The organism is Halanaeroarchaeum sp. HSR-CO, from assembly GCF_024972755.1.
GTDB lineage: Archaea > Halobacteriota > Halobacteria > Halobacteriales > Halobacteriaceae > Halanaeroarchaeum.
In genome coordinates, this window is sequence record NZ_CP087724.1 from 1,395,616 (window position 1) to 1,419,195 (window position 23,580).

General features: G+C 60.9%; 22 protein-coding genes. 12 read left to right on the forward strand and 10 right to left on the reverse strand.

Annotated features, from left to right (window positions below; translation table 11 throughout):
• The first annotated feature begins 130 nt into the window (after window positions 1–130).
• Window positions 131–1,966 carry a DEAD/DEAH box helicase gene (locus HSRCO_RS07240; protein ID WP_259516912.1) on the forward strand — a complete coding sequence of 612 codons (1,836 nt, stop codon included), beginning with the start codon at window positions 131–133 and terminating at the stop codon, window positions 1,964–1,966.
• A gap of 10 nt (window positions 1,967–1,976) precedes the next feature.
• Here HSRCO_RS07240 and HSRCO_RS07245 read toward each other — a convergent pair whose 3' ends face one another.
• Window positions 1,977–2,783, reverse strand: coding sequence for an aminoglycoside N(3)-acetyltransferase (locus tag HSRCO_RS07245; protein WP_259516914.1), 807 nt, complete (start codon window positions 2,781–2,783; stop codon window positions 1,977–1,979).
• A 126-nt stretch (window positions 2,784–2,909) separates the two neighbouring features.
• Between HSRCO_RS07245 and HSRCO_RS07250 the strand changes: the two genes are divergently transcribed.
• Complete coding sequence (locus HSRCO_RS07250) at window positions 2,910–3,920, forward strand: aldo/keto reductase (RefSeq protein ID WP_259516915.1); 1,011 nt, start codon at window positions 2,910–2,912, stop codon at window positions 3,918–3,920.
• Window positions 3,921–4,048: 128 nt separating this feature from the next.
• Here the strand turns inward: HSRCO_RS07250 and HSRCO_RS07255 are convergent, their stop codons facing one another.
• Window positions 4,049–4,924, reverse strand: a complete 876-nt coding sequence (locus HSRCO_RS07255; RefSeq protein WP_259516916.1) for a sulfatase-like hydrolase/transferase — start codon at window positions 4,922–4,924, stop codon at window positions 4,049–4,051.
• Between the two features lie 63 nt (window positions 4,925–4,987).
• Window positions 4,988–6,010, reverse strand: a complete 1,023-nt coding sequence (locus HSRCO_RS07260; RefSeq protein WP_259516917.1) for a lysylphosphatidylglycerol synthase transmembrane domain-containing protein — start codon at window positions 6,008–6,010, stop codon at window positions 4,988–4,990.
• Between the two features lie 97 nt (window positions 6,011–6,107).
• Here HSRCO_RS07260 and HSRCO_RS07265 point away from each other — a divergent pair, with 97 nt between their 5' ends.
• Both HSRCO_RS07265 and HSRCO_RS07270 read left to right on the forward strand, forming a co-directional pair.
• Window positions 6,108–7,679 (forward strand): sulfatase, encoded by a 1,572-nt coding sequence (locus tag HSRCO_RS07265; protein WP_259516918.1) that lies wholly within the window; start codon window positions 6,108–6,110, stop codon window positions 7,677–7,679.
• A gap of 2 nt (window positions 7,680–7,681) precedes the next feature.
• Window positions 7,682–8,206, forward strand: a complete 525-nt coding sequence (locus HSRCO_RS07270) for a DedA family protein (protein WP_259516919.1) — start codon at window positions 7,682–7,684, stop codon at window positions 8,204–8,206.
• Here the strand turns inward: HSRCO_RS07270 and HSRCO_RS07275 are convergent, their stop codons facing one another.
• The 3 genes from HSRCO_RS07275 to HSRCO_RS07285 all read right to left on the reverse strand — a co-directional run bounded on the left by HSRCO_RS07275 (window position 8,207) and on the right by HSRCO_RS07285 (window position 11,908).
• A complete protein-coding gene (locus tag HSRCO_RS07275; RefSeq protein ID WP_259516920.1) occupies window positions 8,207–9,643 on the reverse strand; it encodes an arylsulfotransferase family protein in 1,437 nt (478 codons plus the stop codon). It abuts the gene before it with no gap.
• Between the two features lie 141 nt (window positions 9,644–9,784).
• The gene (locus HSRCO_RS07280) at window positions 9,785–10,537 is read right to left on the reverse strand and encodes an SDR family NAD(P)-dependent oxidoreductase (RefSeq protein WP_259516921.1); all 753 of its coding nucleotides are present in this window, start codon (window positions 10,535–10,537) and stop codon (window positions 9,785–9,787) included.
• 75 nt (window positions 10,538–10,612) lie between these two features.
• Window positions 10,613–11,908 carry an arylsulfotransferase family protein gene (locus HSRCO_RS07285; protein WP_259516923.1) on the reverse strand — a complete coding sequence of 432 codons (1,296 nt, stop codon included), beginning with the start codon at window positions 11,906–11,908 and terminating at the stop codon, window positions 10,613–10,615.
• 299 nt (window positions 11,909–12,207) lie between these two features.
• Here HSRCO_RS07285 and HSRCO_RS07290 point away from each other — a divergent pair, with 299 nt between their 5' ends.
• The 3 genes from HSRCO_RS07290 to HSRCO_RS07300 are packed head-to-tail and all read left to right on the forward strand — an operon-like array spanning window position 12,208 to window position 14,357.
• Window positions 12,208–13,401, forward strand: a complete 1,194-nt coding sequence (locus tag HSRCO_RS07290) for an MBL fold metallo-hydrolase (protein WP_259516925.1) — start codon at window positions 12,208–12,210, stop codon at window positions 13,399–13,401.
• A gap of 8 nt (window positions 13,402–13,409) precedes the next feature.
• The gene (locus HSRCO_RS07295) at window positions 13,410–13,898 is read left to right on the forward strand and encodes a YeeE/YedE family protein (protein WP_259516927.1); all 489 of its coding nucleotides are present in this window, start codon (window positions 13,410–13,412) and stop codon (window positions 13,896–13,898) included.
• The gene (locus HSRCO_RS07300) at window positions 13,899–14,357 is read left to right on the forward strand and encodes a YeeE/YedE family protein (protein WP_259516928.1); all 459 of its coding nucleotides are present in this window, start codon (window positions 13,899–13,901) and stop codon (window positions 14,355–14,357) included. It begins immediately after the preceding gene.
• Between the two features lie 10 nt (window positions 14,358–14,367).
• On the opposite strand, the gene HSRCO_RS07305 is transcribed toward HSRCO_RS07300, so the two are convergent.
• The gene (locus tag HSRCO_RS07305) at window positions 14,368–15,210 is read right to left on the reverse strand and encodes a universal stress protein (RefSeq protein WP_259516930.1); all 843 of its coding nucleotides are present in this window, start codon (window positions 15,208–15,210) and stop codon (window positions 14,368–14,370) included.
• Between the two features lie 316 nt (window positions 15,211–15,526).
• On the opposite strand from HSRCO_RS07305, the gene HSRCO_RS07310 reads away from it, so the two are divergent.
• From HSRCO_RS07310 to HSRCO_RS07320, 3 genes are all read left to right on the forward strand, one after another.
• On the forward strand, window positions 15,527–15,676 hold the full coding sequence (locus HSRCO_RS07310) for a hypothetical protein (RefSeq protein WP_259516931.1): 150 nt from the start codon (window positions 15,527–15,529) through the stop codon (window positions 15,674–15,676).
• A 1-nt stretch (window position 15,677) separates the two neighbouring features.
• Window positions 15,678–16,709, forward strand: a complete 1,032-nt coding sequence (locus HSRCO_RS07315; RefSeq protein ID WP_259516932.1) for a sulfite exporter TauE/SafE family protein — start codon at window positions 15,678–15,680, stop codon at window positions 16,707–16,709.
• 132 nt (window positions 16,710–16,841) lie between these two features.
• Window positions 16,842–17,873 carry a hypothetical protein gene (locus tag HSRCO_RS07320; protein WP_259516934.1) on the forward strand — a complete coding sequence of 344 codons (1,032 nt, stop codon included), beginning with the start codon at window positions 16,842–16,844 and terminating at the stop codon, window positions 17,871–17,873.
• A gap of 280 nt (window positions 17,874–18,153) precedes the next feature.
• On the opposite strand, the gene HSRCO_RS07325 is transcribed toward HSRCO_RS07320, so the two are convergent.
• Entirely contained in the window at window positions 18,154–19,500 is a 1,347-nt protein-coding gene (locus HSRCO_RS07325; RefSeq protein WP_259516936.1) for a hypothetical protein, read from the reverse strand.
• 224 nt (window positions 19,501–19,724) lie between these two features.
• Window positions 19,725–20,435, reverse strand: a complete 711-nt coding sequence (locus HSRCO_RS07330; RefSeq protein WP_259516938.1) for an SDR family NAD(P)-dependent oxidoreductase — start codon at window positions 20,433–20,435, stop codon at window positions 19,725–19,727.
• A gap of 271 nt (window positions 20,436–20,706) precedes the next feature.
• On the opposite strand from HSRCO_RS07330, the gene tnpA reads away from it, so the two are divergent.
• Together tnpA and HSRCO_RS07340 are read left to right on the forward strand one after the other, a co-directional pair.
• Complete coding sequence (tnpA, locus tag HSRCO_RS07335) at window positions 20,707–21,111, forward strand: IS200/IS605-like element ISHbo4 family transposase (RefSeq protein ID WP_259516939.1); 405 nt, start codon at window positions 20,707–20,709, stop codon at window positions 21,109–21,111.
• A gap of 1 nt (window position 21,112) precedes the next feature.
• Window positions 21,113–22,354: a transposase gene (locus tag HSRCO_RS07340; RefSeq protein WP_259516940.1), complete on the forward strand. Its 1,242-nt coding sequence runs from the start codon at window positions 21,113–21,115 to the stop codon at window positions 22,352–22,354.
• A 694-nt stretch (window positions 22,355–23,048) separates the two neighbouring features.
• On the opposite strand, the gene HSRCO_RS07345 is transcribed toward HSRCO_RS07340, so the two are convergent.
• Window positions 23,049–23,579 (reverse strand): GNAT family N-acetyltransferase, encoded by a 531-nt coding sequence (locus HSRCO_RS07345; RefSeq protein WP_259516941.1) that lies wholly within the window; start codon window positions 23,577–23,579, stop codon window positions 23,049–23,051.
• Window position 23,580 lies beyond the last annotated feature (1 nt).

The following is a 23,580-nucleotide window of genomic DNA, read 5'->3' on the forward strand; positions in this document are numbered from 1 at the left end:
GCGATCGCTGCCGAAATCAACGATACGACGTTCTGGAGTTGTGACGTGATCGTCCCACCGACGGTGTGTCTGAATCGGTCGGTAGTTGACGGGCGTAACCGGCTTACATGCCCGTCGTCTACTCCTGCTCGTGACACGGTCAGGATCGGCTAGCGACGTGGGTGACGCGGACCGCAGTGAGGGCATCGAGTCGTTCCGAGATGCTCTCGAAGGAGTCGAACGCCCGGTGGTGACGGCAAGTGACGTCGCGACCCAACTAGGGATGTCTCAGTCGGCGGCGGCCGACCTACTCGCAGGTCTCGTCGAGTCGGGTGACGTCTCGCGGGTCGGCGTCGAGAGCGATCCGGTCGTCTTCTACGCGGAACGCTGGGCCGACGCGACGAAACGCGAACGGATCGTCCCCTTCCCGGATCGACACGAGATCGTCGTGGACCAACCCGACCAGTTCACTCGGGCCCAGCTATCGCAGTTCGCCCGACTCGCGGACACCAACGGCCGGTCGGGGTACGTCTACGAGGTTCGCCGTGAGGACGTCTGGGCGGCGCCACACGACTCGTTCGCAGCACTTCGATCGACGGTTCGTGACGTCCTCGGCGGCGAAGAACCCGCCTTCGAGGAGTGGATGGAATCGCAGTGGAAGCGAGCCAGACAGTTCACACTCCGAACCCACGAGGACGGGTACACGGTTCTCGAGGCTGCCAGTGACTCCTTGATGGGGAACGTCGCTCGTGAGGTATTGGACGACCAGCACCTCCACGCTCCGATCGACGACGATACGAGCTGGGTCGTCGATGGGTCGGAAGCGGCGATCAAGCGCACGCTCTACGACGAAGGGTACCCCGTGAAAGACGAGCGGGACCTGGCCGAGGGCGATTCGCTTGCGGTCGCGATGCATCTGGAACTTCGCTCTTACCAGCGGGACTGGGTTGACCGGTTCCTCGAAGCCGGATCGGGGGTTCTCGTCGGCCCCGCCGGCAGTGGGAAGACGATCGCCGCGATCGGAATCCTCGCGGAACTACAAGCCGAAGCTCTCGTCCTCGTGCCGAGTCGCGAACTCGCCGGCCAGTGGCGCGAGGAACTGCTGCGACACACCGACCTCGGCCCGGATGACGTCGGCGAATATCACGGCGGTGAGAAGTCGGTTCGCCCGATCACGATCGCGACCTACCAGATCGCGAGTATGGACCGACATCGCGGCCTCTTCGACAGTCGCCGATGGGGACTCATCGTGTACGACGAGGCCCACCGCGTTCCGGCCCCAGTCCATCGATCCACGACCGATCTCCAGGGTCGCCACCGGCTCGGATTGACCGCATCGCCCGTCCGGGAGGACGACCTGGAACGGGATATCTACACGCTCATCGGCCCGCCCATCGGCACCGACTGGGACGCGCTCTTCGATGCCGGGTTCGTCGAACAGCCATCCGTCGAAATTCGGTACGTTCCGTGGCGAGACGACCGAGTGAAAGACGAGTACGGGAACGCGTCTCGACACCGTCAGCGACAACTCGCCGCCACGAATCCTGCGAAGGTCGACGTCGTCCGCGACGTGCTCGCCGAACGGCCCGAGACGAAGACTTTGGTCTTCGTCGAATATCTCGACCAGGGCGACGAACTGGCCGACGCACTGGACGCGCCGTTCGTCAGTGGCGAGACGCCACACGCCGAACGCGCCCGGTTGTTCCAGGCGTTTCGACGTGGCGACCACGATACCCTGATCGTCTCTCGAGTCGGTGACGAAGGGATCGATCTGCCCAACGCGGAGCTCGGCATCGTGGCATCGGGCCTGGGTGGGTCTCGGCGCCAGGGAACCCAGCGCGCCGGGCGGACCATGCGGCCATCCGGCAATGCCGAGGTCGTCGTACTGGCGACCCAGGGAACACGCGAGGCTGACTTCGCCCTTCAGCAGATGCACCATCTCGCCAGCAAGGGCGTCCCGGTGACCGAGCGGACCATCGCGGATTGATCGATCGGTCTTACCGATTGGACTCCATCCACTCCACTGCGAAATCCACGAGCGACCGCTGATCGATCACTGTAGCATTTGCGGCCCCTACCTGCCCGGATTCGGCGTCGTGTTCGCGTTCGAACGCAGCGCCGATGTCGAGGAAGTCGTCGGTGGAGAGTTCGATGTCCACGTATTCGACGACGACCCGTTCGCCATCGCGTCGGATCGGTGCGGCGTTACTGACCCTCGGCACCGAGATATCGGCTCGATACTCGGCCAGATGCAGCGACGTGTTCGTATTGTGGTTGGTGCCGAGGAGCAGGATTTTTCCGGCGTTGTCGTAGATTCCTGCGAGCGGTGATCGCTCACCGAGACCGAAATCGATCGCGTGTCCGGAGACGATACCCTCGGCCTCGGCGCCCCAGGCGGCGAACGAGACCTCGGGATGCGTACTCCGCTGGACGGCCGGATAGGTCCTGAAACACTCCGGAATGGCACCGACGTCACGAGTAGGGGTCATCCCCGGTCGAAACGCTGGCATCGAATCGCGGATGGTCTCGTACCACGATTCCGGGACGGGCGGGTTCGACCACCTGGCCGGGTCCGTGTACTGTGACGTATGCGTGGGCATGACGAGCGTTCCTGATTCGGAGAGGGTGCACTGGAGAGCGTCGACGACGGCCTGGGCCCCACCGCTGACCCACCCGAGTGCACTCAACGAGGAGTGGACGATGAGCGTGTCACCGGTCTCGATTCCCAGGGAACGGAAGTCCGAAACCATCGAATCGACCGTGACTGGTTCGGCCACCCGGGCTATCGTGTCTCGCTCGCCCATTAGCTCTCGATACGGGGGCGAGTGTAATCAACGTTCACGCAGTCGCGGGGATCGAGACCGCAACACTTCCCGTCGGAGTGCCGGATGCTGAACGTTTTTCACGCTCTTCGGCTAACCTCGAAGGGAATGACCTCTCTGGAATCGATGGACCTCGATTTCGTCCGACTCGGATCGACCGGGATCGAGACGAGCGAACTGCAGTTCGGTACCTGGCGGTTCGGCAAGGAGACCGAAACGGGTACCGTCGAGATCGACGAGGAGCGAGCGTACGAGTTGCTCGACGCGTACGAGGCCGCCGGCGGTCGGTACATCGACACGGCGGACGTCTACGGCGGTGGGAAAAGCGAAGAGTGGATCGGCAACTGGCTCGCCGACCGGGACAGGGAGCGATTCACCATCGCCTCGAAGATCTACTGGCAGATCCGGGATGGCGACCCGAACAGTGCCGGGAACAATCGCAAGAATCTTCGACACCGTATCGATGCCATCCTCGAGCGACTGGATACCGACTACATCGACGTGCTGTACATCCACCGGTGGGACGACGAGACGCCCACGCGGGAACTGCTGCGGACGCTCGACGGGTTCGTCCGGGATGGGAAGGTCCACTATCTGGGCGCCTCCACGCTCCGACCGAACGCCTGGAAGGTCGCGAAGGCGAACGAGATCGCCGAGCGGAAGGGCTGGGAGCCGTTCTCCGTGGTTCAGCCCCGATACAACCTGGTGGACCGCGAGATCGAGGGCGATTACCTGGAGATGAGTCGCCACTACGGCCTCGCGGTGTGTCCCTGGAGCCCACTGGGGCAGGGATTCCTGACGGGGAAATACACCCGGGACGACGGGCTCGTGGGCGAGTCCCGCGTCGCGGAGTCGAGTCGTTTCGAACAGTCGTATCTCGTGGCGGAGAACTTCGACGTCCACGACGAACTCGACGCAGTTGCCGAAGCGGTGAACGCGACGCCCGCCCAGACTGCTCTCGCATGGCTCATGCACCGGGACGGCGTCACTGCGCCTATCGTCGGCGCCCGAACCGTCGAGCAACTCGAAGAGAACCTCGTGGCCGCGACCATCGACCTCGACGAGGGACAGGTGCGACGGCTGACCGAAGCCATGTCTGGTCCCTACTACCGTCTCTGAAACGACGACCGCAGAACGCCCCTCTGCGGGGTGCATTTACCCATGGGAGCCGATCGGTCGATAATGGACGATGAGCCGCCATCGAGACGATAGTCGAATCCGAGTCGCAGTAACGGCAGGCTCTCCGATCAGGTCGCGTCATCGACGACGAGCCACGGGACCTCGATCAGTTCCGGTATCGGCGTCTCTACGTGGTGTTCCCAGATACCCTGTTCCCCGAACGCTTCCCCGTGGTCCGAGGTGATGACGACGGTGCCATCGAGGTCCGCTGCGAGGTCGGCCGCTGCTTCGAAGACGGCTCTAAGGTTCTCCTCGTAATAGCGGAGTAGCGTCTCTTTCGTTCCGTCCGAGCCGACGTCGAAGATACTGCTCGGGTCAAGTTCGACGAGCATCCCGACCTTCATGGCGAGTTCGCTCTGTTCCAGATATCGCTCGACGCGGGGCCTGATGGGGTCGAGCACCGAGGCAAGCAATCCGCCGTCGCTCGAGTCGACGCCTTCCTGTTTGGCTTCCTCGAAGCTCTTTCGAATCGTGTTCACCTTTCGCCCCTTCCCGTGGGCGATGAAGGGAGCGTGCGGTTGCATGTAGTGGATGACCGTCCTGTCGCTGGCCTCCAGTTCATCCCAGTGCTCTCGGACGTACCGGTTCACGTCCTGAGGAAGGACCGTCCCGAGCTCGTCGTCCCAGGCCTCGTCCCAGACGTCGTGGATGGTCGAAATGTGGTCGGTCGAGGTCCAACCGGAGTCGAAACTCGCTCCCCAGTCCAGTTCGTTGAGGGGAATTCCGAGTCCGTTGATGAACGGGTTCGCAGAGAAGTACGTGATATCGTGGTTCCCCCTGAAGGTCTTGGCCGCCCATTCGGGTGTCGCCGACCCCCGACTCTCCCGTTTCTCCAGGTCGCCGTCCACGTAGTCGCGGTAGACCGATTCGAAGGAATCGAATCGACAGGCATCGAGGACGATCAGGTAGTCCCAGTCACCATCGATCACTTCTTGCTGTTTCATAGGAGCGGTTGCGTACGAGGTAGTTCTACCATGGGTGCCTAAAGCGTGTGTGATATCAGACCGTCAGGAGAGCACTTTCACGCCGAATACCGTCGCCGATGTTCCGCCGACGATCACCGGCATCCAGTAGATTGCCAGACGAAAGAGTAGTACGGCGGCGGTGACCACCGCGGCTGGGACTCCCGTCGTCGGAACGAGCAAGGCGACGAAGGCAGCTTCGATCCCACCGAGGCCACCGGGAAGGGGTGCCATCCCGGCCAGATTGGCGAGCGGGATGACGAACAGCGCCACGACGACAGGGATGTCGGCACCGACCGCGAGAAAGGCCATGACGAGGGCTGCTGTCTGTAACAACCACCCCAGCATCGAGAGAGAAAGAGCGTACACGAGTCGACGCTGATCGCCGGCGACCACCTCGACATTCCCGAAGAATCGACGCAAGCGAGCCGCGACACCAGCCTTGGTGACCGTTCGTGATTTCAGTGGGCCCCACCGGAATGCATCGGCCGTCGTCGCAATCGGTCCCGAGAGTCTATCGACGAGTGTCTCCCGATAGCGCCAGGTCAACGTGAAGGACACGACGATGACGAGGACTAGTATCACGACGGAACTGACCGCCGCGAAGAGATTCGTCCCGAGCGTGAACCGACTCGCGTAGATTCCGACCCCGAAGAAGACGAGCGCGATGGACGAGACCGCGTTCAGCACGTCGACGCTCGCGATGCTGACTAGCCCTGTTTCGTATCGGGTTCCCGTGACCTTCGAGACGAGTAACGCCGTGACTGGTTCGCCACCGGCCTGCCCGAACGGGGTCACGTTGTTCGCGAAGACGGCGGCATTGTAGACGAAAAACGAGGTGCCGACGGGCATGGGGACGTCCATCGAGGCGAGCACGGTTCGAAGCGTGACTGCCCAGGCGCCAAGCCAGAGCAGGGCAACCACGAACATCACCCCAAGGAATAGCGGATCGGCCCGCGACAGTGACGATCGCACCTGACCGACGTCGACGAGCCACAGGAGGCCGACGATGAGTGCACCCGCGCCCGCGAACCCGAGGACGAGCGCACGCCTGTCGACCCGACTCATACATCGGAACTCCGACGCCCTACTACGAAACGATTGGGTTTCGTACCGACTCGAGGGACCGGGCCATTTATTGCTGGCAACCGGTGAGTCTGGGGTAATGACCGACCGGTCCCCAGACAACGTCCTGTTCGTCGTCCTGGACACGGTCCGGAAGGATCGACTCGGCCCCTACGGATACGACCGAGGGACGACGCCGTCGTTGTCGGCATTTGCCGAGGAGGCGACCGTCTTCGACGCTGCCGTCGCGCCCGCACCCTGGACCTTGCCGGTTCACGCGTCCATGTTCACCGGACTGTATCCGAGTCAGCATGGAGCCGACCAGGAGAGTCCGTATCTGGAGGGAGCGCAGACGCTTGCGAAGACGCTATCGCAGGCGGGCTACGACACCGCTGCGTACTCTTCGAACGCCTGGATCACCCCATATACGAACCTCACCGAGGGCTTCGACGACGGTGATACCTTCTTCGAGGTCATGCCGGGTGAGTACCTGTCCGGCCCGCTTTCGAAGGTCTGGAAGGCGATGAACGACAACGACCGTCTCCGGGACTTCGCGTCGAGTGCCGTCCAGTTCGGGGCGAAGATCCACGAATACCTCGCCAGTGGCGATGGCGCGGATACCAAAACGCCGTCCGTCATCGACAAGACCATCTCGTTCATCGACGAGAGCGAGAGCGAGACGGGCTGGTTCGCGTTCATCAATCTGATGGACGCCCATCTACCGTACTATCCACCGGAAGAATACCGTCGGGAGTTCGCTGCCGACGCTGACCCGGACGCGGTCTGTCAGAACTCCAAGGAGTACAACTCCGGCGCCCGGGATATCGACGATGACGAGTGGGACGACATCGGCGACCTCTACGATGCGGAAATCGCCCACATGGACGATCAACTGGGCCGGCTCTTCGAGTGGTTGAAAGAGACCGACCAGTGGGACGATACGACTGTCGTAGTCTGTGCTGACCACGGTGAACTGCACGGCGAACACGACCTCTACGGTCACGAGTTCGCCCTCTACGAGCAATTGATCAACGTACCGCTCATGATCAAACATCCCGCTCTCGATGACGACCGCACAGCGGCGGTCGTCGAATTGCTCGATCTCTATCACACCGTCCTCGACGCGACCGATGTTCGTCGAGACGGGAGCACGACTGGGGTTCAATCGGGCGAAAACCGGGTCGTCGGCTTCGATCCGACGCGTTCGCTGTTCGACTCCCGATACCGGCAGTTCGACTCGGCCGACGGGAATCGTGACCCGGGACAGCGAGCCAATGAGGAGGCGGCCGGAGAGTACGCCTTCGTCGAATACGCCCAGCCGGTCATCGAACTCCACCACCTCGAGGAGAAGGCGAAGGCGGCCGGACTGGAGATCGAAGACGACCACCGTGCGCGGGCACGATTGCGGGCAGCCCGTAGTTCGGACGGCAAATTCATCCGAGCAGATCGAATTCCCGACGAGGGGTTCGTTCTCGGGGAAGATCCCGCCGAGTCCCGACCAGTGTCCCCCAACGATCACGACGCCGTCGAGGCCGCAGAACGGGCCCTCTCCCGGTTCGAATCGGCGACCGGTGGAGCGTGGACGGAAGCCACCGATGCTCGGGCAGACGCACTCGAAGACGCCGACGAGAAGTTACAGGAGCGACTGAGCGACCTCGGATACATGGAGTAATCATGGTGATACTGCAACTCTCGGAGACACCGGACTGGCTGGCATCGATGCTTTCCTCGGAGATCGCGCTCCTCGTGCTCCTCGGGATCAGCATCCTCGAGGGTACCATGATGCTCCGATTCATGCCGAGTGAACTCGTGGTCCCGAGCGCGCTGTTGCTCATCGGCTCATCGATCCCCGAGGTCGTGGCTATCGTCGCTATCGCCGTCGTCGGAACGACCATCGGCCAGACGTTTCTGTTCGTCCTTGCCCGCCGAGGCGGTCGGAAATATTTGATACAGAAGGGGTGGATACCGCTGAACGAGTCGCGCCTCGACCGCGTCGACGGCTGGTTCGACCGGTGGGGGCAGTTCGCCGTGCCGGTGACGAATACGATGCTCTTCGTCCGTGGGCTGCTGACGGTACCCGCCGGTCTCTCGGACATGCAAGTTCGGCGGTTCGTCGTCCTCTCGGCCGTCGGTTCCCTCTCGTTTCAGACGATACTGGCACTCATCTACCTCCTCGCGGGCGAGGTTATCGCACTCTGATTAGCGATTGTCGACGGCACGCCAGAGTGTCTTCGCCGTAGCGGCGAGACGCTTGCGGGCGTAGATAAGTTCTGCAGTCCCCCAGGCCGTCGCGATCAGCAGGGCACCCGCTGCCGAGGCGAGCGTCCAGCTATCCATCCAGGCCGGGCGAATCCACGGCGTGAGGTGCCTCCACCGGGTTGTCATCGTATCGACGGGGCCCTCGACGACTGTCCCGGTGGCCTGGCGCGATACCCATTGATCGAAGGACTCGTTTCTCGACTCGCCTGGTTCGAGGCTCGCACTGCCGCTCAGTTCGTAGGTCCCCTCTGCATCCATATCCCGGATCGTCGGCCCGTTCGAGCTGCCGCCGTGAGCTATCCGATCCGCGTCGTACGGTCCCCACGTTACATAACTCTCCCAGACGATCTCGCCGTCCGGCGTGACCTCGACGACGCGGTGGTTCATCGTATCGGTGATCAACGTGTTGCCGTTCGGGAGTCTATCCGCGTCGCGAGGCCAGGTGAACTGGCCGTTCCCGACCTCCCAGGTCCGTTCCCACTCGGCTGTCGGTAATCCTGCGTCGTTCGTTCCGGTGCGCTCGAGGAGTTCGTACTCCACGACGCGGTGGTTCTCGGAGTCGGCAACGAGAATCGTCGGCGTGCCGTCCTCGCTCTCGAGATAATCGGGATTGTGCTGTTCGGAGAGGATATCGTGCTCGCCGTCCGCACCGAGACGAAGGTCGATCTCGTCGGTCGTCATGTTGACGAGGATGGCCTGATCGAAGTTTCGCGGCGAGACGAGCAACTGGTCGTCACCCACGGGTTCGACATCGTTCACGTGCGTCCAGTCCTCATCCATCCCTCCGTCCGTTCCGTTCGGATAGTGGTCGCGGAAGTACCATTCCCACGTGATCTCCTCGCTGGTTCGATTGTATACGAACAGGCGATCGTCGCTTCTGTCGGCTGATTCGTTGTAGTTCCGCATGTTCGCGACGGCCAACCGGTGCTCGTCGAGCATCGTCACGTCGTGGGTGTCCTCGATGTCGAACACCTCCACCCAGACCCGCTCGTCGGTTTCAGGGTCGTATTCGTAGACGGTGGTCGTCCCGGGTTTCGTCGAGACGACGAGGATGTTCCCATTCGGCAGGGGATCGGGTTCGTAGAACCACGTCGATCCCTGTTCGGAGCCGTTGTGCTGCCACTCCATGTCACCCCGTTCGTCGATGGCCACGAGTCGTGCCGGTCGTTTCGGGTCCTCCTCGCCGCCGAAGTGGAACCCCTGGACGCCGACGACGGTCGACCCGTTCCCGGCAGATTCTATCGTGCCCGGTTCGACGAACCCTGGATCCGGCGGTCCCCCAGTGACGGCTGCGTACCCGACGTTCGCCACAAGTGCGAAAAGGACGATCGCGAGGAGGGCGCGTATCAAGCGACGCTTCGAGACGGGGACGTCCATAGGTAGACGTGTGGGACGGTCGGTTTCATCGTTTCGCTCCGGAGGAACAACGGCACATATCCCGCCGTAGTGGGCCACTATCGTCGTAGCGTCTCACACGTAACGACAACGAGATCTGGCAGTGTGTGGTCTCGTGTCTGGTCACTCCATGTCCTTTCCGCCATTGACGGGTGTGTAGGTTCCGGTGACGAACTGTGCGTCGTCGCTGGCGAAGGCGGCAATGGCGCGAGCGACGTCCGACGGCCGAGCCACTCGGCCCAGGGGCGTCTGCTCGGAGATATACTCTCGCATCTCTTCGACCCGATCTGCGGTCGCGTCGGTCTCGACGAGGCCCGGGGCAACGACGTTCGCCGTTATCCCCGCTTGCCCGTACTCGTATGCGATGTACTTGACGAAGGTGTCGAGGGCAGCCTTCGCGGCCCCGTGAGCGATGAACCCCGGCGCGGGATGGTCGCCGAGTCCACTCGAGACGTACACTGCACGCCCATATCCCTGCTCTACCATCAGGGGAAGGACGGCGTCGGTCATCCTGAACGCCGCCTCGAGTTCGTCCGAGAGTTTCTGGTGGAACTCCTCCCAGGCCATATCGGCGAACGACTTCTTCGCAAAGGGCATGTTGGCGTTGTTCACGAGGACGTCGATGCGACCCCACTCGTCGGTGACGGTCTCGATCAGACGACCGACAGCCGCTTCGTCGCGAACGTCGGCCTGGACGACGAGTGCATCGCCGCCATTCTCCTCGATCTCGGTGGCTGTCGCCCGTGCGGCGGCTTCGTTCGAGTGGTAATTCACGACCACCTTCGCTCCGCGATCGGCGAGGAGTGTGGCGGTTGCGGCACCGATACCCCGGCTACTGCCTGTGATGAGAGCGACCCGGTCGGTGAACGAACTCATTGGTCGACCGTTTGCCGTCACGTGAAGAGAAGCTACCGATGTCCGTGTCGAATCGTACCAGGGTACCGAAAGACACTATGTGCGCAGCCGCCACCCGAAGAGAATACCCTCACCGGTAAGCCACAGCGCACCGAGGGCGATACCGACGACATGCAGTAGCTGGGGAAGATGCATCCACGTCGGGACCACGTACTTCGAGAGGGCCTCGATCTCCCGGACGGATTCGACGATCGGTCCGGCGGTTTCGTCGCTCTCGACGAGTTGACGGCCTGATGGAACGTCCGCTCCTTCGTCGGCACCGATCCGATCGGCCTCGTATGGGAGGGGAATCACCTCACCATCCGGATCTTCGAACCGCCAGACGACCGTCCCCTCGCGGTCGACCTCGAGGATGCGATTGTTGCGCGAATCGGTGATCAACGTGTTACCGTTCGGGAGCCGGTCGGCATCACGAGGCCACTGCAGCGATCCGTCGGTCGGGCCGCGATACTGCCAGACGATTTCCTCGGTCGCCACGTCGAGTTCGACGATCCGGTTGTTCTCGCTGTCCGCGACGACCATCGTTCCCGCGTCCTCGATCCGGTGTGGGTTGTGTTGTTTCTCCAGGATGTCGTGGTTACCAGGTTCGCCGACCACGTCGACGATCTCGTTGGTCTCTGGATCGACTTCGATGACGGTGTCGAAGTTACGGATGCTCATCTGAAAGTTCCCGTTCTCCAGACGATCGATGTCGTTCATATGCGTCCAGTCGTCGTGCTCACCATTCTTCTCCGGGCCACCGTGCTGTTCGTAGAAGGGGGTTCCGGGTGTCAGGTGTTCTTCGGCGTGCCACTCCCAGGTTATCTCCCCCTCGCGATCGACGGTGAACGACCGGTCGTTCCCCATGTCGATGATCGCGGTCTCACCGTTGTCCAGTCGTTCGACGTCGTGCACCTCGTGCCAGTGGATAAACTCGTCCTGCCAGGAGTACTCCCAGACCACGTCGCCGGACTCCTTGTCGATTTCGACCACGCGGTTGGTGACACAGTGGTCGTCGTATTCCTCGTAGTCGACGTACTCTCCATCGCAATCTTCAGCCGGTGTTTTCACGGCCACCGCTGCGAGCACCGTCTCCTCGTCGAGTTGCTCGACCGCGAACACCCGGGAATCAGGGACGGACCAGTCCCAGGTGACGTTACCGTCGGGTGTTATCTCGACGACCCGCCCAACGTTATTCCAGGAGTGGACCCCGACCAGCGTATTCCCTGGATAGGCGCCCGCTTCCTGTTCGACGGTCGTCCCACGGTCGATTGTGACGGCCTGGACGCCGAGAGAGGCCGCCAGGAGGACGATGGCGACCGAGACGGCGACGATACGTACCCGCTGGTCCATACGCTCTGTCCACGCCCCTGGCGCTAATAGGAACCGGTTGAGTCTCGACGTTCGTCACCTGGGAGCCGGCATAGCTGTGTTGGTCAATACGGACAATACTATCTACGGTCGGCAACCAGTCAGTGGGCTACCTTTTACCCAATATTCTGTGAAAAGCGGTCAAATTGGCCGGGAATGCACGCCGCTGAGATAATCGCGCATATCAATAATTCTATAGTTATTGCCAGTTATATTGTGAAGATGGGGAAATACATTGCAAACGTTTTTGTGGGAACACCCGCTATATTCGGGTATAACATATGGACTCTGACGACTTCCCGGCTACGGACGTCCACGTCGAGTCGATTGCCCCAGAATCGTTGAAAGATCGAATCGATTCGGGTCGGGCGACCGTGCTCCTCGACACGCGGATGCAATCAGATTACGATGAGTGGCACATCGACGGCGAGAACGTCGAGACCATCAACATCCCATATTACGAGTTCCTCGATGACGGTCTCGACGAAGCGGTCCTCGACGAGATCCCCGAAGACAGGCAGGTGACTGCCCTCTGTGCGGAGGGGAGCTCCAGTGAGTATGTCGCGGGTACGCTCGTCGGGCGTGGCTACGAGGTGTCCCATCTCGAGGGAGGAATGGAGGGTTGGGCACGGATCTACGAATCCGTGGAGGTCAGCGGATACACCGGATCGGGGACCCTCCTCCAGTACCAGCGACCGTCGTCGGGCTGTCTCGGCTACATGCTCTACGACCAAGATGAAGCAGCAGTCATCGATCCACTCAAAGCCTTCACAAGCCGATATCTCGAGGATGCAGACCGACTCGGCGTCGACCTCGAGTACGCGATGGATACGCACGTACACGCAGACCACATCTCGGGGGTCCGTGATCTCGTCGCCGAGGGGGTCGAAGGTGTGATTCCCGAATCTGCAGTCGAGCGCGGTATTACGTACACAGATGAACTCACCACTATCGAAGATGGGCAGACGTTGGACGTCGGGTCTGCCGAGATAACGGCCATCTACACCCCCGGCCACACGACTGGCATGACTTCGTACCTCGTCGATGACAGCTTCCTCGCAACCGGTGACGGACTCTTCACCGAGTCAGTAGCTCGTCCCGACCTCGAAGAGGGCGATGATGGCGCACCAGAGGCCGCCCGGATGCTCTACGAATCGCTTCAGGAGAGAATCCTGACCCTCCCCAATACGGTAGTAGTTGGTGGGGGACACACTAGTAACGCAGCCGAACCAGCCGCGGATGGCACGTACACCGACTCGATCGGGAACCTGTTGGAGGATATGCCGGCTCTCACGATGGACGAGGAGTCGTTCGTCGAACTGACGCTCGATGACATGCCGCCCCGGCCGGCGAACTACGAAGATATCATCGCCACGAACCTCGGGGTGAACGACGTCGACGAAGAGGAAGCGTTTACCCTCGAACTCGGCCCCAACAACTGCGCAGCGAGTCAGGAGTCTCTCGCGGGTGATTGATCCCGGCGATGCTCGATCCAGTCGTACTACAGGTCGGCGGTGAACTGTTTCCCAACGGCATCAGTCGCTACGCCCTCGGCGGGCTGTTCGTAGGTTTAGGGGTTGCCGTCATCTACCTGGGGACAGCCATTCCACCCGGAGCGAGCACCTTCCTCGAATCCACGCTCTCGTATTTCTCCGGGCAATCGCGATTCCAGAAGTACGTGCCCTCACGGGACTGGCGCCTCGTGTTCACGTTCGGCATCGTTCTCGGTGCCGCGTCGTACGCCCTGATCTATCAGGGCGGAGCGTGGACGACGGCGGTACATCCGTGGCGGTTACTGGTCGGTGGTGTTTTCGTCGGCGTCGGAACCCGCGTCGGGAAAGGCTGTACCTCCGGTCACGGTGTGTGTGGCGTCGGTTCGGCATCGAAGACTTCCATCACGGGCGTCATTACGTTTCTCCTCGTCGCTATCGTGACCGCGCAGGTCGTCGCGTCCCTGGGGGTGACTCCCTGAATGAGTGACCGCCATCCACTCTTCATGCCGCTGATCCTCATCGGGGGGATTCTCTTCGGGTTCGGGCTTGCCTACAGCCAGATGGCCCGTCCCGAGGTCGTCCTCGACTTTCTCCAGTTCGAGGACTTCGGACTCCTCTTCGTGATGTTCGGCGCAGCGGTCGTCAGCGGCCTGGCGTTCTTCCTGGTCCCGCGACTGCGTGACACAGCACCACTCACCGGCGATCGATACGAACGCCGATTGAAACCCTTCGACCGTAACGTCCTGATCGGCGGCTCGATATTCGGTGTCGGGTGGGGGCTATCGGGTATCTGCCCCGGGGCGGCATACGCTAGCTTCGGCATCGGCAACGTGACGATCCTCTGGTCGATCGCGGGGATGTTCATCGGTGCATACGCACAGGGGTACTGGCGGAGTCGCGTCACCGAAGACGCGCCATCACCGACGAGCGCCGACTGAGAGGGATTTTTCACGCGTTTCGTGGCGGAGGGACGAGGAAGACGTTTCCCGCCGCCCTGGCGATGACCGCTTCGGAGACGCTGCCGAGCAACAGTCGCCGAAGTCGACTGCGTCCTCGAGACCCCAGGAGGACGGTCGACGGATTCGCCGCTGCCTCTGCAGCGAGGATCTCGTCTGCCGGATCGCCGCTGCGTACGTCGATGCGTGTATCGATGTCCCAGCGTTCGAGGGTCGTTTCGAGGGCCTCGAGCTGTTCGGTCGGATCCGGTTCCTCGTCCACGGCATCCTTTGGCGAGCGGACGTGCACGAGTGTCGCCTCTTCCGTCGCATGGCGGAGGTACGAGAACGCGTCGAAGGCCCGTTCGGCGTTCTCCGAGAAGTCCGTCGCATACAGTACCCGCTCGAAGAGATGTTCGTGAATGACGTCCGGTTCCTCGGTTTCCCGCTCGACCCGGTTGACGAGGAGGGGAACCACGGTCGTTCGGGCCAGATTCCGGGCGGTCGAGCCGATGACTCTGTTCTCGAGGGGGCTCTGTCCGCGCGAACCGACGATGGTCATATCCGCGTGAACGGCACCCGCGATACCGTTTATTCGGCGGTGAGGCGTCCCCCGGACGACGTGGGTCTCGACGTCGAAGCCGGCTGCCTCCATCACCGTACGGTACCGATCGAGCCCCCGTTTTCGTTGCTGTTCGAAGTCCATCCCGGGCATTCCCGAATGAACGTTCGATGGCACCACCGTTACGAGATGGAACGTATCGACACCCACCCGGTCGAGGCACTCGAGACACGTCTGGTTCTCGATCGCTGCCTCGCTGGCTGCCGACAGATCCGTTGCGTAAACGGCTTTCATGTACTATCGTAGATGGGACGGCCATAATATTGTTTGGATTGGGCAATATAGCGAATCACGTACACAGACAAAGGTCGCGATACAGCACCCCCGACGAAAGCCCGTAGCTGTGAAACGGCGGAAATATTTCGACAGGGGGATGGAAGCCGCCGAAATTAGATAAGTTATGCATGGATTCGGATGGGATATGTGGGACCACTGGTGAGGTAATATTGTATAATAAGTCCAAAACCATTATAACGTGGTGTCGTTTAGGAGTATTCGAGTGACCAAGGATGATATCGTTCACACCCCCACAGAATGTTGGTGGGTCCCGATGGTAGCAATCGGGAGCCTCTCGGCAATGGTTCAGGCGATGCAGCTCATCGGCATCGTCCTGGTGGAAGCGATTGTACTCTACGTCGTGTACGGTGCGGCCGAAAACGCGTTCAGTTCAGCAGTCATCGATCGAATCAAACAGTTCTAATATGGAAATACTGGGCCTTAGCATGGCGATGGTGTCGTTGTTCGTCAGCTTTGGACTCCTCATCGGCATCCTCTTCGGGTTCTTCGGAATGGGGGGTTCGTTCCTCGTGACGCCGGCCTTGCTCGTCATGGGCTATCCATCTCGAGTCGCGGTCGGGAGTGGTCTCGCGTTCGTCTTCGGTACCTCGGTCATCGCGACGCTGAAACACCGTGACCTCGGCCAGGTCGACTACAAACTCGGGGTGTTGATGATTGCCGGCACGACTGCAGGGATAGAAGTCGGCAAGGAGATCGTCTTGCATCTCGAGGAACTCGGCCTTGCCGGAAGCATCATCAGCGTCACCTACGTCTTCCTGCTCGGGGGGATCGGTCTCTTCGTGACCTACGAGGCATTGAAAGGGAGCGAGGAGGGCGGTATCGACCACGATGCCGCGGATGAGGAGGTCGATGCCGACGACATTCCCGACATCGCCAAGAAGATCCAGTCGTATCGTCTGCCCCCGATGGTCGACCTCAGAGGCGGTGTCTCGGTATCGCTGTGGATGATTCTGGCCGTCGCCTTCACGACGGGATTGTTGTCCGGTTTCCTCGGTGTCGGTGGCGGGTTCATCCGGATGCCCGCGCTGTTCTATCTGATCGGTGTCCCCGTTCCCATCGCCGTCGGAACCGACCTCTTCGAGATCGTCTTCTCCGGTGGTATCGGTAGTTTCCTCTACGCGATGGACGGGGGAGTCGATCTCTCCATCGTCCTGCCGCTACTCGCAGGCAGTGCACTCGGTGCGCGCCTCGGTTCCGCGGCGACGAGTATCGTCGACGAAGGGGAGATCAAGGTGTACTTCGGATTGATGCTCCTCGGTGGGGCCGTCGCTGTCGCCGTCCGCGAAGTTGGAAACGTGTACGGAATCGAGATCCTCAACACGGTCAGCCTCGTCTTGATCCTCGGTTCTGCACTCCTCGTCAGTGGGGCCGTTATCTACAGTAGTATCACCGCCATTCGAGCGGCGTCGCGTAGCCAGACCCAACCTGCCGACTAACATCGACGACGGCACCCAGTGCTGGTTCAGGATTCGATTCGATCGAAAAGTCACGGCGATTCGATCACGAGCCAACACTCCCGGCCGAAAACGGCCCCGCCACTTTCTATCCAGGGAACCGTACACAGAGGCATGGAGGGGGATGCACCGGACGATCTGTTGCGGGAACGGGCCCAGCAGAGCAAGCTGAAACTTTGGCTCCTCATGGAGGCCGATCGTGCTGTGGTGACGGGGTTGCTGATGGGTGTCGTCTTCGTGGTGCTCGTTCTGACGGGATACCTGTATCCGAGCTCGGTGGCCGCCATCCAGAGCAGCGATTCGACGGATACGCTCTTCCAGGGATTGCTGACCGGAACCATCACCAGCGTCACGCTCGTCGTGACGTTGAACCAACTGGTGCTCTCCCAGGAACTCGGGGCGGTCGGAGACCAGCGAGAGCGAATGGAGGGGGCGAAGCAGTTCAGGTCCGACGTTGCAGACGCCATCGGGGCTCCGGTGAGTCCAGCGCGTCCGGCACAATTTCTCAGGGCACTCGTCCAGGTGTCCGGCGAAAAGGCGGAGACGCTCAAAGCGGGCCGCTCCGATAGGGCCGACGCGTCGCTCGAATCGTCCATCGAGGATCTCACCGGGAGCCTGATAGCGAATGCAGCACAGGTATCGACGGGTCTCGACGAGGCCCGTTTCGGCAGTTTCGACGTCATTTCGTCGGCGCTGAACTTCAACTACTCGTGGAAGCTGTTCACCGCCGAACGTATCCGTGAACGACATCGTCAATCGCTGAACGAGACGCGTCTGGACGCCCTCGACGAGTTGATCGAGGTGTTAGGACTGTTCGGGCCGGCCCGCGAACACTTCAAGACGCTGTACTTCCAGTGGGACCTCATCAATCTCTCACGGCGGATACTCGCGGCCGCAGTTCCAGCACTCCTCGTCTCCAGCGGCATGATCATCTTCTTCAGCGACACCGCGTACAGCTTCTCGGTCGTCGGTGTCGAGACGCTCGTCCTGGTGATCTCGACTGCTGCCACGGTCTCGCTGCTTCCGTTCCTGGTCCTCCTCGCGTACATCATGCGCATCGCGACCGTCGCCAAACATACCCTCTCCATCGGTCCATTCATCCTTCGGGAGACGGAGGACGTCGCAGACGTCGAGTGGGACCAGTGAACGACCCAGCGCGACACATCGACTTGCTCGAACGAATTTTCGACAAGAGTGCCCTGACGTCGGGCGGATACGTGTAGCGAGACCTGTGTCGTTCGGGTCGATATCGCTTCGATACGCCTGAGATATTGGCCGTTCGCTATCCCGTGGATCGGTCGAAATCTTCGGTGCATCCGCGAACGACTCCTGGCATGTGGAAGTCCCCCTCTTCAGGGGTGAGTGGATGTCAAGAACGCGTCGCCGTACAGGGCCGGTATGCTGGTCTCTCCCGGTTCATGGGGCCTCAGTCCGATGGGCCAGCACGGATCGTGAGCCCGTACGAATACCCCACCGCACCGATGGCCCCGGTCACGAGCGCCCACGGAACGTACAAGGTGGGAAAGAACATCTTCGTATACTCCGAGAATGGCCCGAAACCGAGGGCGAGAAGGATCGGTGCAACGACTATCGTGAAAGTGAGTACGACCCGGTGACGGCGACGAACGGTCTGACCCAGCGGTAGAAACAGGAGAGGAGTGAGCACCGCGACGATCGTACCATACACCGCTGTCGCGCCCACCGCTGTTCCCGCGGCCCAGACGCTGCCCAGGAGGATCATCACCGAAACAGCAACGGCCCCGTCGGGTATCAGTGTGGTCGGGACATCGATATCGATTCGCGGAGTCACCAGCACGAACTGGACCGCTCCGGCGAGTAGCATGGCGAGAAGAACGTCACTTGTGAGCACCGCTCCAAACAACAACGAGAATACCACATCCTCGAGGTGTTCGAGCAGTGGTTCCGAGGATCCACCAACCAGTTCGACCACCACACTGCCAACGGCGAGCGCTGCACCGAGAGCGACCCCGAATCGGAGGCGTTGGAACAGGGTTCGCTCGGCCAGCGCGGCTCCCCGTCGGTACAGGACGCCGAGAACGGAAATCAGGATTGCCATCGGCAGCCAAATCGCACCGGCGAGGCCGTCGATTTTCGCCGCTGCGATGTCGATGCCGATACCGATGGTCGTCCCGACGGCTGCAAAGACGGTGTCCTCGTCGGCGAATGCCAGATACCAGCCGGTGGAGATGGTCTGATCGAAGATGTCTCCATGTGTGCCGGTCAGGACGATTGCAGACTCGTTCGATCGTACTCCCTGCGGGGCGCGGGTCAGCGTCGTATCAGTCGGCCCGCGGACGACGACGCGGTCGGCATTGACGCCGTACCAGTGACTCTCGTCCCCATGGGAGTAGAAGTAGTCGACCACCAGGACGTCACCGAGGGCCCGATGGCCCATCTCGGGGACTTCGTAAGTCACCACGGCGGTATCACCGGACACGTCGACCGAGAGGTTCCGTGGCATGGATTCCTCGTGATGACCTCGGAGGGCTTCCCGAGCGTCCCGTTGCAGTTGCGCCCCGTCTGGCGTGACACCGTCGTCGAGGTCGAACGTAACGACCCAGCGACCGGTGCCAGTGCCGTCTATCTCGATTGAGACCGTCGATTCTTCGACCACACTGTCGGCCACGACGTCGTCGGAACACACCTCACAGAGTGGCTGCGGCGGTGGTCGTGCAGTAACACTGGCAGCGAAGGAGACCAGTACCGCAACGGCGAGGATGAGAAGAAGAATCCGCCGACGCCGCTGTTGCATATCGAATACATGATGAGTGTGCGACATAATGATGGCGGTTCGACCGGAGCACCCAACTACCACGCATCGCCTGGTTCGCGGAGGGTCAATTGATCCTTGGGACCTATGCCCTCGATCCGATGCGGTGCGGTCCCGAGTCGAACGACGACGTCGACCACTCGGTGCACCGGTATGGATGCCTATCGAACGACCAAAGCGTCGGTCGCGTCGTCATGCCCGGCAGATCACCTGTCGGACATCTCGCCCGCTTCGATGTGAGGGGTTTCACCATCGAAATCGATGCGATACGTCGATTCCAGCGGTTCACCATCCCTCCCTGTGACGAGATCGATGCACAGGGAGGCAGTCTCCTCGTACGAACTGGAGTTGCCAGTCTGATTCTGGGCGGCAATCTCGCCGAGAGAAATGTACGTGACGTCGAAGTCGTCGAGTTCCTCGTCGATGGCGCTCGCCAACCCCCGGAATCCGGCCTCAGCCGTCCTCGCACCAACGTCCGCTCGCCGGGGTTCGATTCCCGTCGATTCGGTGATGTACAGCAACGTTCCCCCGCCAGATTCCTCCATTTTCGGGACGACGGCCCGGGTCGTACAGAAGCCACCGAGGAGGTCTCGGTCTAGGGCGTCGACGAACTGACTCCGCGTGCATTCGAACAGTCCGCCTTTTGGGGCCGAACCGGCGACGAACGTTACGACGTCGATGGTCCCGAAGGCCTCGAGGACGTCGGCGAATCCTTGTGAGATGTCTACGGGATTTCGCGGGTCGCATTCGATCGTGCGAGCCGACTCGCCCGCGTCTCGAAGGTCTTCTGCGATGGGGTCGGTCTCCCCGGTTCGTGTGGTACAGATGGCGGTGTCCATTCCGGCGGTGGCAAAGTGCTGGAACAATGCCGTTCCGATACCCTCCCCGACCCCAACGACCACTGCAGTGGGTGCCATAGTCATCCGATAGGCGATAGTCGGGAAAGTCAGTTGTGTTAGCTGAAAGTAGGCGCTAAGCCCCCTTCCTCAGCGAGCGCCGACCGAACGGGAGGGGCGAGCAGGGAGGGGATACAGCGTCCCCAGAAATCGAAGATTTCTGGTGTGCGAACGAGACGCTTTGCGTCTCGTCAACGCCGCACAGTTCTCATACACGATTCGGTAGCAGGCCCACAGGCCCACGCAATCACAACGTTTTTGCAGTAGGGTAGTATAGTATTGGTCGAACCCAATGGAGTACGACCTCGACACGGGAGCGCATTCGACGTATTCCCTGCACTACCACCTGATACTCACCACGAAGTATCGGCGCGGAGTGCTAACCGAGGAGCGAACCCAATTCATTCACGAGGTCATCAGCGGGTTCACGGACAACTACGGTGTCGAACTGACGAACCTCGACGGCGAGGACGACCACGTACACATCCTCTTTCGAGCGAAACCAACCACAGACCTCGTGAAGTTCATCAACACGGCCAAGGGCGCGACCGCCCGCCGTATCCGCAACGAGTACGCGGACGAACTCAAGACCGAACTGTGGGGCGACTCGTTCTGGAACGACTCGTACTGCCTCATCTCGACGGGGCAGGTGTCGCTGGATGTGCTGAAACAGTACGTAGAGGACCAACGCGAGTAGAATGTACTACGCCTACAAGTACCGTCTCAAGCCGTCCGACGCCCACCGTGAGGAGTTGGACCGCCACCGAGACATTTGTAGGCAACTGTACAACCACACGCTCTACCGTCTCAACGAGTACCAAGACGAACACGGTGAACTGCCGTCCATGACCACTCTGCGGTCGGAACTCCCCAACCTCAAGAAGTGGTGGGACGGCCTCTCGGACGTGTACTCGAAGGTTCTTCAAACCGTCGTGGAACGGCTGTTCGACAACCTCAAAGGACTCTCCAAACTCAAGGAGAACGGCTACGGTGTCGGTCAACTCAAGTGGAAGCCGCCACGCGAGTACAGGAGTTTCACGTACAGTCAGTCTGGCTTCAAGCTCGACAAGAAGGGCGGTCAGACTGTACTGTCACTCTCGAAACTCGCGGACATACCGATTCGGCTCCACCGCGCCATCCCCGACGACGCGAAGCTCAAACAGGTCACGGTCAAGAAGGAACCGACGGGTGAGTGGTTCGCCACCTTCGGCGTCGAAATCGACCACGAACCGCCCGAACCGCCTGAGAACCCCGAGAAGTGCGTCGGCATCGACGTGGGGATTCTCAAGTACGCCCACGATACGGACGGCACGGCGGTCGGGTCGCTCGACCTCTCAGACGAACGGGAGCGACTGGAACGAGAGCAACGGAAGCTCTCGCGCAAGCAACACGGGTCGAACAACTACGAGAAGCAACGGCGGCGCGTTGCGGAGTGTCACGCCGACCTCCGACGGAAGCGCCGCGACTTTCTTCACAAGCTCTCGGCGTACTACGCTCGGGAGTACGACTTCGTGGCGGTCGAAGACCTGAACGTGAAGGGGATGATGGAATCGCCGTCGAACAGCCGCAACACGGCATCGGCGGCGTGGCGAACGTTCCTCTCGTTGCTCGAATACAAGTGCGACCGTGAAGGAACGCACTTCGTCGCGGTCAACCCGAGAGGGACGACGAAAGAGTGTGCGGCGTGCGGCGTCTCGACGGAGAAGCCGTTGTGGGTCCGTGAACATTCCTGTCCCGCCTGCGGGTTTGAGGCGGACAGGGACGCGAACGCGGCGTGGAACATCCTTTCTCGCGGTATCAACGATGTAGGAGTGGGACACTCCGAAGAAACGCCTGTGGAGACTGCGCTCCCTGTGGACACCTCCGTGTCTGCAAAGCGCGTCGTTGAATCAGGAAGCCCTACCCTCAAGGAGCATACGGCGTCAGCCGTGAGCGAGTAGGGTAGGGTAGTTCACTACACGATTTTGAAAGAAAAGGGTTTATGGAAATGATGCGGAAGTGATGAAGGGTCCAAGGACGAAATCAGCTACAGGTGGAGTAGCTAAGGTATCGCGTCACATTTTGTGGACCTCGAAGCGACGCCAAACAAAGTGAATCGAGCTGGCGGTCCATCGGTATCTCGGGAACCAATTGCTTTTCGCCACAGGCTATTTTATTGATGGTTTTGACGTTTCCTGTACAAGAACGACCGTCTACAGCCCGGTACAGACGGCAGACCTCTAACCAAGAGATGGTCGAGACCCGGAGAAAACCGCCCTCATGAGATGGTTGTCACAATCAACTGAGCACGGTTCTGGATCGGGGCTCCGGTGACGCCGAAAATTCATATTTATTCTGTAGCGGTATCTCTCAAGCACTACTGCCTTGACCAATATGTAATTATGTGGACTCTACGGTAAAATGCTTTCAACGATGCCGAATTTTTCGTCGCCGGTGTGTCTTCGTCGTATGCAGATCTCTTCGGGTTGGGCCCGCATGCCCGTCACGGGACTTCGACGAACGCAACCACGTATAACGTGTTTTTCAAGGTGACGAACCTCTCACTAGCGAATTCTACACGACGTGTTCCCGAGCGTCCCCTGGTCCAGCCGTATAGTGGCTGAAGGCGTCGAGTTGGGCGTGGAATTAGCTCGTCTAAGCGTTGTGGAAATCTTCGATAACCGGCGGGGGGTCGGCGTCCCGATGGGCCTCGATGAATTCTCGCTCTGGTTCGCTCAAATCGCGGTCGGCGTATCGTCGGAGCCCGGCACGGTACCGTGTCGTGGATCGTTCGACGGGCCGTTCCAGCACCAGTTCGGCCAGTCCGGTCGTTTCGCCGACGAATCCGAATCCGGCCTTGTAGAACGACTGGTACGAGAACGGATTGTTTGCCCCCGTCCGTATCGTCGCGTACCGGTCGAGGAGCTGGTTTACTGCGAAGGCCGTCAACTTCGTCCCTACGCTCTCTCCGCGCCAGTCCTCGCGGACGGTCACGTATCGAATCCAGCACCGGTCGTCGTCCGTGCGATCTTCGTTGAAGGCGATGGCCCCGACGATGTCGCCGTCCTCGCGGGCGACGGCCTTTCCGGTGTTCGACATGACGAACTTCCCGGCGTAGCTGAACCGGCGCCAGTCCAGTTCGAGCGTCGGGCCGTCCGCGGGCCATCCGAGGAACTCGAACTCCATC